Source organism: Streptomyces sp. NPDC048191 (assembly GCF_040652655.1).
Classification (GTDB): domain Bacteria; phylum Actinomycetota; class Actinomycetes; order Streptomycetales; family Streptomycetaceae; genus Streptomyces.
Genome location: NZ_JBEZMO010000001.1, coordinates 432,383 through 449,207, shown reverse-complemented (window position 1 = coordinate 449,207; position 16,825 = coordinate 432,383). Strand labels below are relative to the sequence as shown.

Annotated in this window: 16 protein-coding genes; 7 read left to right on the top strand and 9 right to left on the bottom strand. The window is 72.1% G+C overall.

All coding sequences use genetic code 11. The annotated features are described in order from the left end of the window. The first annotated feature begins 119 nt into the window (after positions 1–119). Positions 120–803: a hypothetical protein gene (locus AB0D93_RS02040; RefSeq protein ID WP_362111324.1), complete on the top strand. Its 684-nt coding sequence runs from the start codon at positions 120–122 to the stop codon at positions 801–803. A 258-nt stretch (positions 804–1,061) separates the two neighbouring features. On the opposite strand, the gene AB0D93_RS02035 is transcribed toward AB0D93_RS02040, so the two are convergent. After that, positions 1,062–1,505 carry a PIN domain-containing protein gene (locus AB0D93_RS02035; RefSeq protein WP_362111321.1) on the bottom strand — a complete coding sequence of 148 codons (444 nt, stop codon included), beginning with the start codon at positions 1,503–1,505 and terminating at the stop codon, positions 1,062–1,064. Then, on the bottom strand, positions 1,502–1,768 hold the full coding sequence (locus tag AB0D93_RS02030; protein WP_329327816.1) for a CopG family transcriptional regulator: 267 nt from the start codon (positions 1,766–1,768) through the stop codon (positions 1,502–1,504). The genes AB0D93_RS02035 and AB0D93_RS02030 overlap by 4 nt, the downstream gene beginning before the upstream one ends. Before the next feature lie 327 nt (positions 1,769–2,095). Here AB0D93_RS02030 and AB0D93_RS02025 point away from each other — a divergent pair, with 327 nt between their 5' ends. Both AB0D93_RS02025 and AB0D93_RS02020 read left to right on the top strand, forming a co-directional pair. Then, on the top strand, positions 2,096–3,280 hold the full coding sequence (locus AB0D93_RS02025; protein ID WP_362111316.1) for a DUF6236 family protein: 1,185 nt from the start codon (positions 2,096–2,098) through the stop codon (positions 3,278–3,280). Beyond that, entirely contained in the window at positions 3,277–4,812 is a 1,536-nt protein-coding gene (locus tag AB0D93_RS02020; protein WP_362111313.1) for a hypothetical protein, read from the top strand. The genes AB0D93_RS02025 and AB0D93_RS02020 overlap by 4 nt, the downstream gene beginning before the upstream one ends. Before the next feature lie 10 nt (positions 4,813–4,822). On the opposite strand, the gene AB0D93_RS02015 is transcribed toward AB0D93_RS02020, so the two are convergent. From AB0D93_RS02015 to AB0D93_RS02005, 3 genes are all read right to left on the bottom strand, one after another. Next, positions 4,823–8,299 (bottom strand): protein kinase, encoded by a 3,477-nt coding sequence (locus AB0D93_RS02015; protein WP_362111310.1) that lies wholly within the window; start codon positions 8,297–8,299, stop codon positions 4,823–4,825. Positions 8,300–8,842: 543 nt separating this feature from the next. Further along, a complete protein-coding gene (locus AB0D93_RS02010) occupies positions 8,843–9,397 on the bottom strand; it encodes a GNAT family N-acetyltransferase (RefSeq protein ID WP_362111307.1) in 555 nt (184 codons plus the stop codon). Positions 9,398–9,626: 229 nt separating this feature from the next. Further along, a complete protein-coding gene (locus tag AB0D93_RS02005) occupies positions 9,627–10,322 on the bottom strand; it encodes a Clp protease N-terminal domain-containing protein (RefSeq protein WP_362111304.1) in 696 nt (231 codons plus the stop codon). A gap of 261 nt (positions 10,323–10,583) precedes the next feature. Between AB0D93_RS02005 and AB0D93_RS02000 the strand changes: the two genes are divergently transcribed. The 4 genes from AB0D93_RS02000 to AB0D93_RS01985 are packed head-to-tail and all read left to right on the top strand — an operon-like array spanning position 10,584 to position 12,961. After that, entirely contained in the window at positions 10,584–11,192 is a 609-nt protein-coding gene (locus tag AB0D93_RS02000) for a phosphatase PAP2 family protein (RefSeq protein WP_362111301.1), read from the top strand. Continuing rightward, positions 11,189–11,311 (top strand): hypothetical protein, encoded by a 123-nt coding sequence (locus AB0D93_RS01995; RefSeq protein WP_362111298.1) that lies wholly within the window; start codon positions 11,189–11,191, stop codon positions 11,309–11,311. The genes AB0D93_RS02000 and AB0D93_RS01995 overlap by 4 nt, the downstream gene beginning before the upstream one ends. Positions 11,312–11,337: 26 nt before the next feature. After that, entirely contained in the window at positions 11,338–12,693 is a 1,356-nt protein-coding gene (locus tag AB0D93_RS01990) for a HAMP domain-containing sensor histidine kinase (RefSeq protein ID WP_362111295.1), read from the top strand. A 52-nt stretch (positions 12,694–12,745) separates the two neighbouring features. Beyond that, positions 12,746–12,961, top strand: a complete 216-nt coding sequence (locus AB0D93_RS01985; protein WP_362111292.1) for a hypothetical protein — start codon at positions 12,746–12,748, stop codon at positions 12,959–12,961. On the opposite strand, the gene AB0D93_RS01980 is transcribed toward AB0D93_RS01985, so the two are convergent. The 4 genes from AB0D93_RS01980 to AB0D93_RS01965 form a co-directional block, all read right to left on the bottom strand. Next, positions 12,949–13,617 carry a response regulator transcription factor gene (locus AB0D93_RS01980; protein WP_362111289.1) on the bottom strand — a complete coding sequence of 223 codons (669 nt, stop codon included), beginning with the start codon at positions 13,615–13,617 and terminating at the stop codon, positions 12,949–12,951. The two genes, AB0D93_RS01985 and AB0D93_RS01980, sit on opposite strands and share 13 nt — an antisense overlap. Further along, positions 13,614–14,912: a sensor histidine kinase gene (locus AB0D93_RS01975; protein WP_362111850.1), complete on the bottom strand. Its 1,299-nt coding sequence runs from the start codon at positions 14,910–14,912 to the stop codon at positions 13,614–13,616. The genes AB0D93_RS01980 and AB0D93_RS01975 overlap by 4 nt, the downstream gene beginning before the upstream one ends. A gap of 64 nt (positions 14,913–14,976) precedes the next feature. Next, entirely contained in the window at positions 14,977–15,828 is an 852-nt protein-coding gene (locus tag AB0D93_RS01970) for an ABC transporter permease (protein WP_362111286.1), read from the bottom strand. Then, entirely contained in the window at positions 15,825–16,763 is a 939-nt protein-coding gene (locus AB0D93_RS01965; RefSeq protein WP_362111283.1) for an ATP-binding cassette domain-containing protein, read from the bottom strand. Before AB0D93_RS01965 ends, AB0D93_RS01970 begins: the two co-directional genes overlap by 4 nt. Between the last annotated feature and the right edge of the window lie 62 nt (positions 16,764–16,825).

Here is a 16,825-nt window from a genome sequence, read left to right as displayed (position 1 = left end):
AGTGGACGTGACATGGATCACGTCGATCGTGGCGGATCGCCATCCAACATCTCCCGTACCCGCGGCATCTCCCAGGTGTACGACGACGCCAACCGCGTCGCGACCAGACAGGAGATGAGATGTTCGACAACCAGGCAGCCCGCGGGAAGTTCGCGCGTCGCGGTCGTATCGCAGGCGTGGCCGCCTCCGTCGGTGCCGCCCTGATGGCGGTCGGCATCGGCGCGCTTCCCGCCGCCGGCGCGGACACGAGTTCTGCGAGCCGGCCGGCCACCGCCCTTGCCGGACCCGGCCTCGGCTCCGCCGCCCTGATGCAGAGTGACGACTTCTTCCAGCAGGGCCTGGCCCCGGTCGGCGCGACGGTCGACCTGACCGGGAAGCAGGCTCTCTCGGCATGCTCGGGCGAGGAGACGATGCGCGAGCTGACCAAGGGGAAGGCCGCCGCCTACGCCGACGTGACCTGGACCTTCGACACCAAAGGCACCTCGCTGACCGAATCCGTCGCGGACGGTTCCACCGACGCATCGGCGGCCTCGTACGAGAAGCAGCTCGACAAGCTGGTGCGCGGCTGCCAGGACGAGCCGCGTGGTCACTGGTACTACGGCAAGGGGCACGCGATCACCGTCAAGGCCGGTGAGGGCCGTTGGTACCCGGCCTTCACCGGCGACGGCATGGTGGCCGGCGGCGTCGCCGTGATCCGCAGCGGCCACAGGTTCGGCATCGTCGAACTCACCGGTCAGCCCAGCGACGACCCCGGCTACATGGAGGGCATCACCGCCGCTGCCGTCAACCGGCTGGCCGACTGATCTGGTCCGGGCGGTTCCGGGAGCTGTGCGCGTGGGTGCTGCCCCGGCTCCGGGACCGTCCGGACCGGCCGGTGAACGTCTGCAGCGAAGCGCGGCGACCACCCCACGCACACTCCGCCGGCCGGTTGGCCTGAAGGAGGTTGCCCGGCGAGCTCGCCAGGCGCCGTGCCCAGACGCTCATCGACAGGGTGGGGGAGCCTGCGCCCCGTCACGTCGCGGCGTGGCGCCGACCCGCACTTGACCGCTTTGGGTCCTGCGTCAGAGCGGGAGGTCGTCGGGAAGTACACGGAACGCCTTGTGGCGGCCCAGCGGGCGTACGGCCCGGAAGTCTCGTCGGTCCAGGGTGAGAATCGCGTCCGTGTCGAAGTCGGCGGCAAGCGCCACGTTCACCGCGTCGGCGAGGTCGAGGTCCAGCGCGCGGTAACGGACACGGACGGACTGGGCTGCGCCCAGGTGGTCCGCCGTGATCTCCGGCAGGACGACACGACCCCGGCTCATCCAGCGCCGCAGGTCGTCGACCGCGCTGAGGGCAGCCTCCCTGCCGAGCTCACGCGTCGCCACATGATCCAGTTCGGCCAGCAGGAGCGGGGACATGACCAGCAGGCCCGCCGCCATGATGGCCTCGTTCGCCGCCCGGTGTTCCGGGTGGGCCGAGTCCAGCGCTGCCAGGAGGCCGGACGTATCGGCGATGACGATGATCACGCAGCGGATCCGGAGCCCGAGCCGGTCTCACGCCGGACGGCATCGGCGACCGTGTCGCGGACCTCCGACTTGGGCAGCGTGCGCCCCGGCCCCTCGAAGGTGCGTGAGAACAGCGGCTCGTCCCAGACCCGGTTCGCCATGGCCGCAAGATGGATGCCCTGGCGGATGATCTCGGCCTCGCTGATACCCCGGCGCTTGGCGGCCTCCTTGATGATCGCCAGGTCCTCGGGGTCCGCGTAGACGTTCGTGCGCTTCATGGACATGTACCAAGGGTAGTCCATGTACCGGATTGATGTATGCGATGCGGTGGACCTCCCCCACGTCGTGTTGCTGAGGACCAGCCGAGCCGACCTCGTCCCCGGGTCGGACCCTCGTCCCTGCCCGAGGACGCCTGGGAGGGGCTGCACGTCGCCTTCGGCTTCGCCGGCGCGGACGCGGACCTGGGTGCGCACATTTCTCCGAGTCCTCCCTCGGGTCACTGCCGACGCCGGAGCCCCTGGGTAAACTCCGGACAGGACCAACGGGCCGATGGGGCGCCGGTGTTGGGGGGCTTGGTGAACCCGATTGCGTTGTACTACCCGTACATTCACGTGCGGGACGACACCTGGCTGAAGTACGCCGCGCTGTACTGGCCCAAGATGGGCAGGCTTCGCCCGCCGGACTACCCCCTCCTGGACTCCGCGGTGTCCACACGGTTGCACGAGGAGGGGTGGCTGGTGGACATCCAGCCGCCGGAGTGGGCATGGGCCGAGGTGGGACAGCCGTTCCTGACGTTGATCAACGAGCACGCCGGGACGCTGCGTGACCGCTTCGGGCTCGACCGGATCGACACCTGGGGCGTTCCCGCCGCCGAGGCCGGATTCGGGTACGCCGGAGACCGGCGTTCGACGGGGAGGACCGACGACCCGGCGGCGCGCGGTGCGGTGATGTGGCTCAATCCCCGGTTCGGCTTCGTGCACGCCAGCGAGATCGGCCCCGAGATCGTGGCCGCCGCCGTGGAGGCCGGACTCGCGATCACCGGGCCGGGCAGAGGCGGGACCTGGGTGGGGATGCATCCGGAACTCGCGTCCGTGTACACCTGCGCGTTGACCGAACGCGTCGCCCTCGACAACCGCCTGCAGCCGATCACCGACCAGGAGCTGCCCCACACCGCGTTGTCCGGCTGGACCCTCGACCGACTGGTGCACCTGCTGGTCGAACCGCCCGCGGCTCACGACGACCGGCCCCGGCCCGGTCCGGACCTGGTGGACGCATTCGTGTTCCTGGCATTCGCGACCGTGGTGCCGGCGAACCTGGACGCCGTTCCGGTCGAGAAGATCATCGAGATCCGGTCGAAGTTCGGTGCCGAACTGGACGCCTTCCGGACGTATGTGACCGAGCAGGTGCAAGGCTTCGCCGCACTGGAGCACGTACGCGACCTGGCCGTCTTCCAGGAGTACCTGCACAGCGAGGTCCAGCGGACCGTGTCCGCGCGGCTGGCCGAGTTGCGAGAGCGGCTGCGCAGTGTGGGCCTCGAGTCGGTCTGCGCCCTGGCCAACGTCAAGTCGGTGGCGCTGCCACCGCTGGCCGCGCTGGCAGCCGAGACGGCCGGGATGCCCGCGGCGTTCACCCTGCCCGCCGCGGTCGCCGCCTGCGTGGTCAGCGCACCCGTCCAGTGGCGCCGGCAGCGCAGGGCGGCTCTCGACGAGTCACCCGTCAGCTACCTGTTCCGGCTCGAGCAGGAAATCAGTCCGCCCACCATGATCGACCGGCTGCGAAGGGTCTGGCCGGCGTGACACCCGATGAAGGCCCGCGGGACGAGGGACCGGACGACACGTTCGCGGTCGCGCTGCGCGAGGTGTTCCAAGGGGTGGGTCACGCGCACGCGTCCGACGTCGACCTGGCCCGGCTGATGGATCCGGCGCCCGATCCGGAGACCGGGGCGCGGATGCATGCGCTCGAGGATCGCGTCGCCCGCGAACTCGCCGCCGGCGCACCGGAGGGCTGGCTGCGGCTCGACGCCGTGTTCGCGCTGACCGGACCGACCGAGAGAGCACGCCTGGTCTACGACGTCGGCGCCCGGTCACTGGACGTCGGGGCCAGTGCCCTGGTGATGGAACTCGTACGCGCGCACCGGGAACTGTCCGCGCTGATGCCCACCGGACCGTGGTGGCGCCTGGAGATGGGGCTGACGGCCGGGGGTGTCCCCGAAGTCGACTACGACCACGGCGAAGCGCCGTTCCCGGACGAGTACCGGCTTCCGCCGGACGCGTACCGTGCCGACCTGGCCCGCTTCGGGTTTCCGCACGAGAAGCTGCCCACCTGGCTCGCGGCGTACGTGGGTCACGAGGACCGGCAGTCGCGCAGCCCGCGAGTGGCCGCGGCACGGGCGCGGGCCGACGCGGAGGCCGGAGTACGTGGGGTGGCGCTGGGCGACGCGATACCTGAACTCCCGGTGGTGTGGGCGCGGTGGGCGACGCTGTCGGCCGCGTTCGTCGCGGCCGGATCCCGCCGAGGTCCCCGAGTGCGGCCCGCACACGCCTGGTTCGAGAACTCCTCCCGGGGAGGTTCGACACTCCGGCTGCTCCCCGGCGACCGCGCGGTGCTCTCGGGGGGCGTGCGGGACGCGCCCGAACTGACCGCCGCCTACCGGGGGGACGCGCCGTTCCCCGACCTGTTCGCCGGGGCTCCGGACTGGGTGACGGACGACGTCCTCGACGCACGCGGCTCGAATGGCCTGATGTCCTTCTGCTACTGGTACGAGGGCCGGTGCTGGTGCCGTGGCGAGTCGCAGGATCCGGCGGACATCGCCGTGGCCCTGCCGGGCGTCCGGACCGCGGCCACGGTGATCGACACCGTCGCGCGTCTGACCGGGCGGGGCGGGGAGCCGGACGTACGGGGGGCGGCGGCGCGGCTGGTGGCCGCGGGCGAGGCGGGAACGGTCACCCGCGACCTGGTGGTCCACCTGTTCGGTGATGGGGATGCCGACGTCGACGGCGCGTTCCAGCAACTGGTGATGGCCGACGTGGTGAGACGCATGGGTCTCCCGCCGATCCCCGAAGACCTGGCGATCGCCATCGTGCGCGAGTACATGCTCGTCAACGACCTGGAGGATCCGGCCTATTCGGTCCGTGACCTCACGGCGACGCGACTCGGCGTCGGCTGGATGGTCCATGTTCCCGTGCCCCGGGGAGAGACGATGATCTGGCGGGCGATCTTCTACGTGGCCGATGACGGCGTGCTGGAACGGTCTTCGTCGGCGGAGGCACCCTCCCGTTACGAGGCCGGGTTCGAGAGGCGGTTTCACGAACGCCTCCGGAACCGGTGAGGATCGCGCCTCACCCCACGTCCAGCTCCCAGTCGAGCGCCCACAGCCGGACGACTCCGTCGTTTCCCCCGGACACGACGAAGTGCCCGTCGCCCGTCAGCGCCACGGAATCGACGCCACCGGGGTGTGCCTCGACCGAACGTACGCATCGACGCGATGAGATGTCCCAGATCCGCAGTGTCGTGTCCTCGGCGCCGGAGACCACATAGCGGCCGTCCGGGGTGAAGCGGATCCCCCTCGCGTTGCCGAGGTGTTCGTCGAGTACGGCGATGCAGTCGCCGGTGGCGACGTCCCACACCCGGACGGTCCGGTCCTCGTAGCCCCCGGCGGACACCGCGAGACGGCCGTCGCCGCTCAGTGCCGTGGCCGTCGTCCAGTGGGTGTGGCCTCGGAGGACGCGCGAGCAGTGACCGTCGGAAAGGTCCCACAGGCGCACGGTCGCGTCTGCCCCCGCGGTGGCGGCACGTTGTCCGTCACCGCCGATCCACGCGGACTGGACGGGGCCGCTGTGCCCGGCCATGGTCCGCAGGCAGACTCCGCGTTCCAGGTCCCAGAGCCGAAACGACCGGTCGGCCCCGCCGATCAGTGCTCGCCGCCCGTCGGCGCTGAACCGGGTCGACCTCGGCCCCCGGCTCATCGGTCCGATCATGCGCATCAAGGGCTGAGCGGTGTCGACCGCGATCAGACGCTCCCCGTCCAGGGAGTACAGCAGTCGTCCCGTGTCGACGGACCAGGCGTGCGCCGAACCGTCCCGGCCGGACGCCATGACGCGCGTTCCGTCCTCGCTCAGTTGCACCACGTCGATCGCGCGATGGGCGCCGGCCCGCTTCGGGTTGGCGATGGTCCGTGTGCAGCGGCCGGTCTCCACGTCCCACAGACGCAGCGTCCCGTCGTTCCCGCCCGAGACCGCGATCCTTCCGTCGGCGGTCACGTCGACCGACATGACCGAGGATTCGTGTCCGGCCAGGCTCCGTACGGCCCAGACGGCACGCAGGCCGGTTCGGTCGGCGGACCGGCTCACTGAGCGCCAGGCCGCCATGACGTTCGGCGCCCGCTCATGGCCGGGGACCTCCCGTGCCTCTCGGAGCCGCGTGAGCGCGGTGGCGCGGTCCCCGGCCGCCTCCAGTCGCGCCGCCTCGTCGAGCAGTGCCTGGACCATCTCGTCCCGCTCGCTCAGCTCCCGGTGCTCGCGGGGACGGCTCAGCTGGGGCGGCGCGGTGTGGGCGCGGGGCATCCGCCACAGGCGGACCGCGTTGTCCTGTCCGGCGGACAGGGCGTACTGGTCGTTCGCTCCCCATTGCACATGGCGTACGTCGTCGTGGCCACGGAACGTCCGCAGGCACCTGCCGGTGCTCACGTCCCACAACCGCACGGTGCCGTCCGACGCTCCGGACAGGAGCCGTTCGCCGTCCGAGGCCAGGGCCAGCGACCCGACGAGGCGGGTGTGGCCGGTCAACGTCCGGGTCAGCAGGCCCGTCCGCAGATTCCAGATGTCGACCGTCGAGTCCCAGTTCCCGATGGCCGCGACTCCCGCATCGAGGTCGAAGGAGAGCGCCGACTGGTTGACACCGCCGGCGCCGAAGACATGTCGGGGCCGCCCGGTCTCCAGATCCCACACGCGGGCGACGCAGTCCTTGTATCCGGCGACGAGCACCCAGCGGCCGTCAGGACTCAGTTCGGCCTTGACGAACTGCTCGACCTCCCGGTCGAGCCGCCATCGCTCCTGTCTGCTGCGCAGGTCCCAGACGACGAGAGCGGCACCCGGCCTCCCGTCGTGCCTCGTGTACTCCAGTCCGACCGCGATGCCCGTGCGGGCGCTCAGCGCGGCCCACTCCAGGTTGCCCGCCGTCCGGACGGCACGCAGACACGTGCCGTCGGCCAGGTCCCAGAACCGCGCCGTGTGGTCGCCGCCTGTGGACGCCGCGTACCGACCGTCGGGGGTGATCCGGACGGAATGGATTCCTCTGGAATGGCCCCCCAGGGTGTGCAGGCACCGCCCGGTGAGCACGTCCCACACGCGGACCTCGTCGTCGACACCTCCGGTCACCGCGCGCCGCCCGTCGGCGGAGACGTCGACCTCGAGGATCGGGTCGGCCCACCCGGGGCGGGTCCACGCCCAGCGGATCTCCCGCGTGGCCAGGCACCGGGCATCGGCGACGGCACCCGAATCGAGGGATTCCAGCGCCGTACGGACATCGGGTCGGCCGGACAACTCGCGGTCGGCGCGCTCGAGGAGCGGGCGGGCGGCCCCGAGGTCACCGCGCTCCAGATGGGCGAGGCCCAGCACGAGCCGAGCCGGCCAGGAGCCCTTCGTGTCGCGGCGGACGGCCTCGAGATCGGTGATGACGTCCTCGTCGGTGATCTCGCCACGGCGCCAGCGCATCAGTCCGCCGTTGTACGTGGCCTCCGCGTGCTGCGGATCGGCGGACAACGCCCTTTCGAACGCGGCCCTGGCGTCGTCCGGCCGGTCGAGGTCGAGGAACGACAGCCCCCGGTTGTTGAGTCCGTCGCCCCGCAGGTCCGCTTCCTGCGGCTCCAGACGTGGATAGGTCCGGCCGGTCTCCGACCGGTAGATGTCGGCGATCTCGGCAGCGACGCCGGTCATCGACCCGGGCCGGGCCGAGGCGTCGATCCGTAAGCAGCGTTCCAGCAGGTCCGCCAGGCGGGGCGGAATCGCCGGGAGGGCGGCGTCCGCGACCGCGCCGGCTCTGAACCGGGTGAGGAACGAGCCCGCTTCGGGTCCGAGCCCCCAGCGCTCCCCGCCGGCGAACATTTCCAGCACCGACGCCGCGAAGCTGAACACGTCGGTGCGCCGGTCGAGTTGACGGCGCGCCAGCTGCTCCGGCGAGGCGTACGCCTTCGTCATTCCGCCGAACGACACCGAGTTGGCCGTTTCGGGCGATGTGTGCCCGGTGGCGGTGCCCGGGGCGGCGACTCGACGGGCCCGGGCCAGGCCGAAGTCGGTGACCTTGGCGGTGACCTCGCCGTCGCCGTGGTCGTCGAGCAGGATGTTCTCGGGTTTCACGTCCTGATGGACCAGGTCCCTGCTGTGGGCATGGCTGAGCCCCCAGGCGATCTGGACGGCCACGTCGAGGACGCGTGCGACGGCCGCATCCCGGCCGTCCGCGTACAGGCGCCGGTCGGCGATCCAGTCGTGCAGGCTGCCGCCGCTCACGTACTCCGCGAACACGCGCGGGACACCGTCGAACGAGCGCACGTAGTGGCAGCCGCAGACATTCGGGTGCGACCCCAGCGAGACCCAGGCCTCGGCCTCCGCGACGAACAGGGCCTTCTGAGCGTCGGTTTCGAACCAGTCGGCGTTCGGACATTTCACCGCCAGGTCGATCCGCCACTGCTCGTGCCAGACCCGCAGCACCTGGCCCATCGTGCCCTGCCCGGCGACCCCCCGCACGTGGTAGCGGCCGTCCACCGTGCGGCCGACCGTCCACTGCGCCGGACCGCCCCCTGCGCCCTCGGACCCACTCATCTGGTGCCTGCTCCTCGTCCACGCCGCCCCGGGAAGCGCGCCGCCCGGCAGGAGCCACCCGCCGGGCGGCGTCCGCCCGTTCCCGCAGGTGCCGTGTCAGGCCGCCACGTCCGGGCAGATCATTCCTACGAACGGCGGTACAGCACCCACCCGGCTCGCCGGTCTCTACGAAGAATCCACACGCCGGCCGGGAGGCTGCCGGATCGGCCCGCGCGGGACGGGGCTGCACTCCACCGACGTCGGCCGCCGCTTCCCGACGGGCCCGCCGGCCGGCCTCTCCGCGCTCGCCGTCGTGGTGGTCGGCGGCGGACTGCGCGGCGTGACGGCGCTCGTCGCACCGGCCGTCGGCTCCTTCGTGCTGAACTCGGTCCCGGTCCGCCCCGGCAGTGGTCCGGACAGGGCGCAACACCTGACGGAGACAGGTGCAGTGAGTGGTGCCGGACGCGGACGGACTGGCCGGCGCCCGGGCGCCGGTGTCGGCACCGGTTCGCCACGGCCGCGGGATGATCCCCCTGACGGATACTCTCGGCCTCGCTCGTCCCGTCAGGCGAGCTTGATGCTGAGCTGGGCACCCAATTCCCGGAAGCCCAGGGCCGCCGCGACCCGTCGGGACGCGAGTGCCCGGGCGCGCCACTGCGGCAGCAGTCCGGCAGCGAGTGCATGCGCCACGGCCGCCGACGCCGTCAGCTGGGCGAGGCCGCGGCCCCGCCAGGCGGGATCGGTCAACACGCTGAGATGGGCGGCCCGTCCCGGCCAGGTCTGGTACCCGGCGGCGGCGACCACCGCACCGCCCGCGCGGACCGCGAAGGCCGGCGAGGTGATGTCCCCCAGAGCGGCCTCCTCGGCCCCCTCCTCACCGGCGGACTCCTCCAGACGTCGCAGGTCGGCGTGGTCACCAGGAAGTTGCCGCACAGACAGGGCACCCGGCACGGCCGAGCGGAACGCGTCCGGGGAGACGTAGGACAACGCCGCGGGGCCGAGTACCTGGACAACAGGCAGGACCCCACGCACCGCATCGGCGTCGGTCACCGCCTCCGGCGACAGCGTCGCCAGGCCGTCCCGGACCAGGGCTGCCGAGCGCTCGGTGGGGGTGGTCACGACCGCCGCACCACCGAGGGACACGACACCGACCCAGCCGGCAGGGCACAGGCTCGACCCGGGGGAGGCGACAACACTGACGCCTCCCCTCTCCGCGAACGAAACGGACGCTGCCGCCAGGCCCTCCCACAGCGCGCGGGCTCTGGCCGGCAAGGGATCCATGAGCATGGTCGGATCTTGCCAGCTTCGGTCCGGTGTCCGCCGTGACTGATCGTTTTACTACCGTTTGTCACGCACGGCGCGTCCGTTCGGCGGTCTCGGTCCTGACGGTCTCGTGCAGTTCGTCCGACGTGAAGCCGAGGACGCGCAGGATCTGTGCGGCCGGGCTGTCCTCGGCGCGGATCAGGCCCAGCAGCGTGTGTTCCGTGCCGACCCAGTCGTGGCCGAGGTCGGCCGACGCGCGGTGTGCCTGCTCGATGGCCTCCTTGCTCTCCGGCCGGAAGGGGATGTGACCCCGCAGCGCCTTCTCCCCGGCCGGCGGCATCGCTTCCTCGATCGCGTCGCGGACGCGTTGCTCCGACCCGGTTTTCTCCACCAGCACCTCATACGCGAGGCCCCGTGGTTCGCCGAGCAGGCCGAGCAGCATGTGTTCGGTGCCGATGAAGTCGTGCTTGTGCGTTCGGGCGGCCTCCTGCGCCAGCACGATGCCGTGCCGGTTCAGATTGGTGAACCGCTCGAACGCGGCGGGCGTGTGGCGTTGCTGGGCGGCCTGTTTGGACACCCCGAGGGCGTCGCCGATCTCGGTCCATGACGCGCCGGTCCGCTTGGCCTTGGTGACGTAGTGGTCGATGAGCTGGTCACCGAGGTCGGACAGCGTCTGGGCGCGAAGCCGCGCCTCGCTGACGCGGGCCAGTTCATTGGCGTCGGAGAATTCCTCGTCGAGCCGGGCGATCAGGTCGGCGAGGCTGATGTCGAGTGGGCTCATGCGTCAATTTTAAATTGACGATCCCCCGTGGCGTCAAGTTGTAATTGACGCTCACTTCCGGGGACACCGGCGGGCCTCACTCGGGAACGAACACCGGACGCCGTTCGTCTACAGTTCCGTAGACCGTCTACTCTTGTGTAGTCGCTCGTCCCCGGCTGTTCACCCGCATCGCCTCGCACGCAGGGAAGACCTCCATGACCGGTCCGCCCCCTCTGGCCGTCCAACCGCCCGCCGGGGCGCCGACGTGAAAGGAGCCGGCAAGTGATCCTCGCCTTCGACGGGTCGTCCATCGACGGATCCGCCTACGCGGACGTGGTGCGCCTCGCCCAGCACTCGCCCGGCTGGCTGGACGACACGGTCTCGGCCTGGTCGACGTACGGGCTCGCGGTGTTCGCCGTGCTGGCCGCCGTCGGCTGGTGGCGGGCCAGACACACCGGTGCCGTCGCCGCCGCGGTCGTCGCGCTGGTCGTGCCGGTGGTCGTCGTCGGGGCGTACGGCGTGGACGCCGTGCTGAAGCTGGTGGTGCGGGAGGACCGGCCGTGCCAGAGCCTGCACATGAGAACGCTGGAGGCGTGTCCGGCGCCCGGCGACTGGTCCTTCCCGAGCAACCACGCGGCCATCGCCGCCGCCGCTGCCGTGGCCCTGGTCTTCGTCTCGCGCCGCCTGGGCGGGGTCGCCCTGGTGGCCGCACTGGCGATGGCGGCCTCCCGGGTGTGGGTCGGCGCACACTATCCGCACGACGTGCTTGCCGGTCTCGTCGTCGGCGCACTGGTGGCGGTCGCGGCGATGTCCGCGGCGCGGAGGTATGCGGAAGCCCTGGCACGATGGCTGTCCGCCAGGCGCCTGGGCGCCCTGCTGCTGACCGCATGAGCCGCGGCGACGACGACACCCCCGACCAGTACCCGGGACGGCCGCGCCGCGAGAGGGGCGAGGCGGGCAGCGGCCTCACCGTCGGCGCGGCGCGAGGGATCGGACACCGCCTGTCATGAACCGTGCCTTCCGTCGCCTCCGCCGCATGGCCCCGCGCACCCTGCGCGGCCGGCTCTCGCTCGTCGCGCTGACCACCGCCGCCCTGCTGATGGCGATCCTGACCGTGGCCTTCAACGCCGTCATGGACCGGCACCTGCAGCACCAGGCGGACGACGACCTGCGCAACCGGGCGGCAGCGGTGGCCACGACCGTCGACACGCGGGGCTCGCGGGTACGCGTCCTGGAGACCGCCAACGACAGCCTGCTCGACTCCAACGTGTGGATCTACGCCGGAGACCGCCTCCTGGAGAAACCGCCGTCCACCACGGTCGGCAACCCGCTGACCCGGGCCGCCGACCGGCTGGCCGGGCAGCCCGGGCCCGTCTGCACGACCGTCCAGACCCACGGTCGCCCACCCGTCAGGCTGTGCTCCCGTCCCGTCCCCGGCCGGCGCACCGCCGCCACCGTCGTCACGGCCCTGGACCTCGCGCCGTACCGCAGCTCGGCCGACACCCTGCTGGTGGGATCGCTGATCCTCGACGCCGTGATGCTCGGCTGCACCTACGTGCTCACCCGCCTGTCCGTCGGCCGGGCACTGCGCCCGGTGCGGACGATGACCGACCAGGCGACCCAATGGAGCGCCATAGGCTCCGCCGAACGCTTCGGCGCCGAGGACCACCCCGCGGAACTCGCCCGCCTCGGAGCCTCGCTGGACCAGCTACTGGACCGCATCCGTACCGTGCTGCGCCATGAACAGCAGCTGACGGGAGAGCTGTCGCACGAACTGCGCACACCGCTCACCCGGATCGTCATGGAACTCGACTGGTGGCGGAGCCGCCCCCGCACGGACGCCGAGACCCGAGCCGCGCAGGAAGTGATCTCCGAGGCCGCCCAGTCCATGCGCACCATCTGCGACACACTCCTGAACGACGCCCGCGAGAACGCGCTGCGGCCCGCGACGGCTCCCGGAACGACCGATGTCGTACCCGTCCTGGACCACCTGCTCCAGCACCTCGGCACCCCGGACCGGGTCAAGACCTCGTTGGAGGCGGAAGCCCCGGTCCTGGAAGCAGGAGTCGCCCCCGCGCTCCTCGAACGCATCCTCAGCCCCCTGCTCACCAACGCCGCACGCTACGCCCGCCTCCACGTGACCGTGTCCGCGCGGCGCACCCCCGGAGTCGTGCGGATCGACGTGATCGACGACGGCCCCGGCGTACCGGAGACGTTCGTGGCCGAACTCTTCCAGCCCGGCCGCCGCGCCGACTCCGGCGACGGACACGACGGTGCCGGCCTGGGGCTGCCGCTGGCGCGACGCCTGGCCCGCGCCGTCGGCGGTGAGGTCTCCTACGACCCCGGACACGCGCCCGGGGCGAAGTTCACGGTCAGCCTGCCCACCGGCTGACCGCCTCCGGCGAGCGGACCGGCGGACGCGCCCGCAGCACGTGCCCGCCTCCGTGACGCCCTCGCGCGTCACGGCCGGATGGGCGGCCGGCCCGTCGGCCGGAAGAGTGGTCGCCGAGCGGGCGCGTATCGCGCCCGGCGAGCGGACCGCGTCAGGTGTGTTCGGGCACCCGGCCTTCGGCGGCGACGGCAAGGTTGCCGGCGGTGCCACGGTGATCGGTACCGACCGCGCCGCCGGCCCGGCCGAACCCGTCGCTCAGGCAGGGTGAGGGCGGGCCAGGCCGTGGTCGTAGGCGAAGATCACCGCCTGGATGCGGTCGCGGGCGCCGATCTTGGCCAGGACTCGGCCGACATGCGTCTTCACCGTGGACTCCGACAGGACGAAACGCACGGCGATCTCGCCGTTGGTCCAGCCCTTGCCGATGGCGACGAGGATCTCGCGTTCGCGGTCGGTGAGGGCGGCCAGCCTCGGGTCCTCGGCGGAGCCGTCCCCGCCGGACGGCACGAGACGGGCGAACTCGTGCAGCAGGCGGCGGGTGAGCGCGGGCGCGATCACCGCGTCGCCGACGGCCACGGCGCGGATGCCGGCGAGGAGTTCCTCGGGGCGGGCGTCCTTGAGGAGGAAGCCGCTGGCTCCGGCGCGCAGGGCGGCGTGGACGTACTCGTCCAGGTCGAAGGTGGTCAGGACGAGGACGCGGGAGCGGTCGCCGGCGGCGACGATACGGCGCGTGGCCTCGATGCCGTCCATGCCCGGCATGCGTACGTCCATGAGGACGACGTCCGGGCGGAGTTCGGCTGCCTTGCGCACGGCTTCGGCGCCGTGTGCCGCCTCCCCCACGACCTCCGTCTCGGGCACGGAGTCCAGGAGCATGCGAAAGCCGTACCGCTGGAGCGGCTGGTCGTCCACGACGAGCACGGTGGTCATCCGGCACCGCCCTGGGGAGCGAGGTCGAGGGTGGCGCGCACCGTCCATCCCGGGCCCGCGGGACCCGCGGTGACGTGTCCGCCGTAGAGAGCCGCTCGTTCGCGCATGCCCACCAGGCCGTGTCCTTCCTCGTTCGCCGTGCCGGGACGGCCCGCCGGTACGGCCGGGCCGGTGTCCTGGACGGTGATGGTCAGCCGTGTGTCCTCGACGACGACCGCCAGGTTCGCACGCGCGCCCGCGCCGGCGTGCTTGAGGGTGTTCGTCAGGGCCTCCTGCACGATGCGGTAGACGGTCAGCTGCACCCCGCTGTCGAGGGCGTCGACGTCACCGGCCGTACGGTAGACGACCTCCAGGCCGGCGGACCGCACCCCTTCGCACAGCGCGTCGATGTCGGTGAGACCGGGCTGCGGGCTCAGTTCGGGCGCGCTCCGCGGGCCGTCCGCCTCGCGGAGCACACCGAGCACCCGGCGCAGTTCGCTCAGCGCCTGGCGGCCGGTGTCGCCGATGAGGTGCAGGGCTTCCTTCCCCCGCTCGGGGGCGGCGGCGGTGGCGTAGGCGCCCGCGTCGGCGAGGGTGATGATGACGGACAGGTTGTGGCCGACGATGTCGTGCATCTCGCGGGCCACCCGCGTCCGCTCGGCCGCGACGGCGAGCCTGCCCCGCTGGTCCCGCTCGATCTCCAGCCGGGCCGCGCGGTCCCTGAGCCCGGCCAGCTGAGCCCGCCGGATGCGGATCATCAGCCCGAGCGCGAGGGCCGCGGTCGCCGTACTGAGCAGGAAGAACAGCGCGTCCCAGACCGACACCACCGCCGAGACCCGCGCCGCGACCAGGCCCAGGGCACCCGCCATGACGGCGCAGGCCCACGGCAGCTGCCGCAACGGCCCGTGCAGGGCCAGGCTGTACAGGGCGACGAAGAGGGCGACGTCCGCACGGAGCGCGGCACCGAGCGCCCACTGCAGGACGAACACGGCCGTGACGGCGCCGAAGGCCACCGCGGGCGCCCGCCGCCGCCACAGCAGCGGCACCACCAGCCCGGCCTGCAGGGCCAGCATGCCGAGCACGGGCAGCCGGGTGAACGCCAGTCGGAAGCGGCGCGGGCCGTCGCCGTCGCCGTCCCCGCCGGTCACCCCGACCGCGTGCAGCAGGTCCGGCAGGCAGAACAGCAGGAAGACCAGCACCACCACCGCGGTGTCCAGCACCCACGGACGGGCCCGGTCGGCGTGCCGGAGCCGCTGGCCGGCCCGGCCGAGCCGGGCGACCAGCGGCCCCATCCCGCTGAGGTCGTCGGTGGTCACGGAGGTCACCAGACCATGATGCGCGCCCATGGTGCGGATACCGCTGCCCGGACGTCGCCGCTGCTCAGACGTCGCTGCGCAGCAGCCGGTACGCCGCCCCGGCGAGTGCCAGTGCCGTCCACCCGAGGAAGACCAGGAGCCCGGCGGAGGGCGACAGGGAGGTGGAGTCGTGGGTCAGCGCGAAGATCGACTCGCCCGCGTTGCTCGGCAGGTACGGGTCGATGTTCCCCTGCCACGAGGTGGGCAGCAGGGAGACCAGTCCGGGCACCAGCATGAGGGCGGCGACCAGCACCGAGATGCCGCCGGCGACGGACCGCAGGAGCGCCCCGAGGGCGGCGCCGATCACGCCGACCAGGCCGAGGTAGAGCCCGGCGCCCAGCAGGCTGCGTACGACGCCGGCGTGGCCGAGGCCCATGGCGGCGGGCGTGCCGGAGACGATCCGGCTGCCGACGAGGAAGGCGACGAACGCGCCGACGGTCGCGACCACCAGGGCGACCGCCCCGTACACCGCCGCCTTGGACCACAGCACGGGCAGCCGGCGCGGTACGGCCGCGAGGGTCGAGCGGATCATGCCGGTGGAGTACTCGCCGGCCGTGACCAGCACGCCGAGCACACCGAGGGCGAGCTGGGCGAAGTTCGTGCCGAAGAGGGACAGGCTCACGGCCGTCGCGGTGGCGAAGTCGCGGTCCATGTGCCGGCCGGAGTCCAGATTGGACTTGTAGTGGCTCGCGGCGATGACGCCGAAGGCGACGAGGAACAGCAGGCCCAGGCCGAGGGTGATCCAGGTGGACCGCAGGGACCAGAGCTTGGCCCACTCCGAGGCCAGCACGCGCCGGCCGGTCACCCGGTAGGCGGGCCGGGCGGGAGCGGCCGGGGCGGTCTCGGGGGTCCCGGGGGTGGCCGTGAGGGTGCTCATGCGGCGCTCCCGGGGGTCTCGGTGGCGGTCGTGGTGCCGTGGTACTCCACGGCGTCCCTGGTCAGTTCCATGAATGCCTCCTCCAGCGACACCGCCTTCGTGGTCAGCTCGAACAGCGGGATCCCGTGCTCAGCCGCCTTCAGTCCGATCTCCCGGGCGGACATCCCGGTGACCTGCAGTTCCTCGGAACCGATACGGCCGGTGATGTCCACACCCGGCCCGGCCAGCACGTCCCGCAACCGGGCGGGGGCGTCCGTCGCGACCTTCACGGTGTCGCCGCCCGACTCGCGCACCAGGTCCTGCACGGTCGTGTCGGCCAGCAGCCGTCCCCGGCCGACGATGATCAGGTGGTCCGCCACCAGCGACACCTCGCTCATCAGGTGCGAGGAGACGAACACCGTGCGGCCCTCGGCCGCGAGGGAGGTGAGCAGATTCCGGATCCACAGGACGCCCTCGGGGTCCAGTCCGTTGACGGGCTCGTCCAGCATCACGGTCTGCGGGTCGCCGAGCAGGGCCGCCGCGATGCCGAGCCGCTGCCCCATGCCGAGGGAGAAGGCGCCGGCCCGCTTCTTCGCGACGCTGGCGAGGCCGGCCAGTTCGACGACCTCGTCGACCCGGCGGCGCGGAATGCCGTGGGTCAGCGCGAGCGCGCGCAGGTGGTTGTGGGCCGAGCGGCCCGGGTGGATCGACTTCGCCTCCAGCAGCGCCCCTACCTCCTGCAGCGGTGCCTGGTGACGGGCGTAGCGCTGTCCGTTCACCGCGACGGAGCCGCTCGTCGGCGCGTCGAGACCGACGATCATGCGCATCGTCGTCGACTTGCCCGCTCCGTTGGGGCCGAGGAATCCGGTCACCGTGCCCGGTTTCACGGTGAAGTCCAGACCGTCGACGGCGGTCTTCTCCCCGTACCTCTTGGTGAGCTGCTGTGCCTCGATCATTCGCGTTCTCTCTCTCGGACTCCGGCGCCGGGCACGCCTGGCGCCTCCTCCGCCACGCTAAG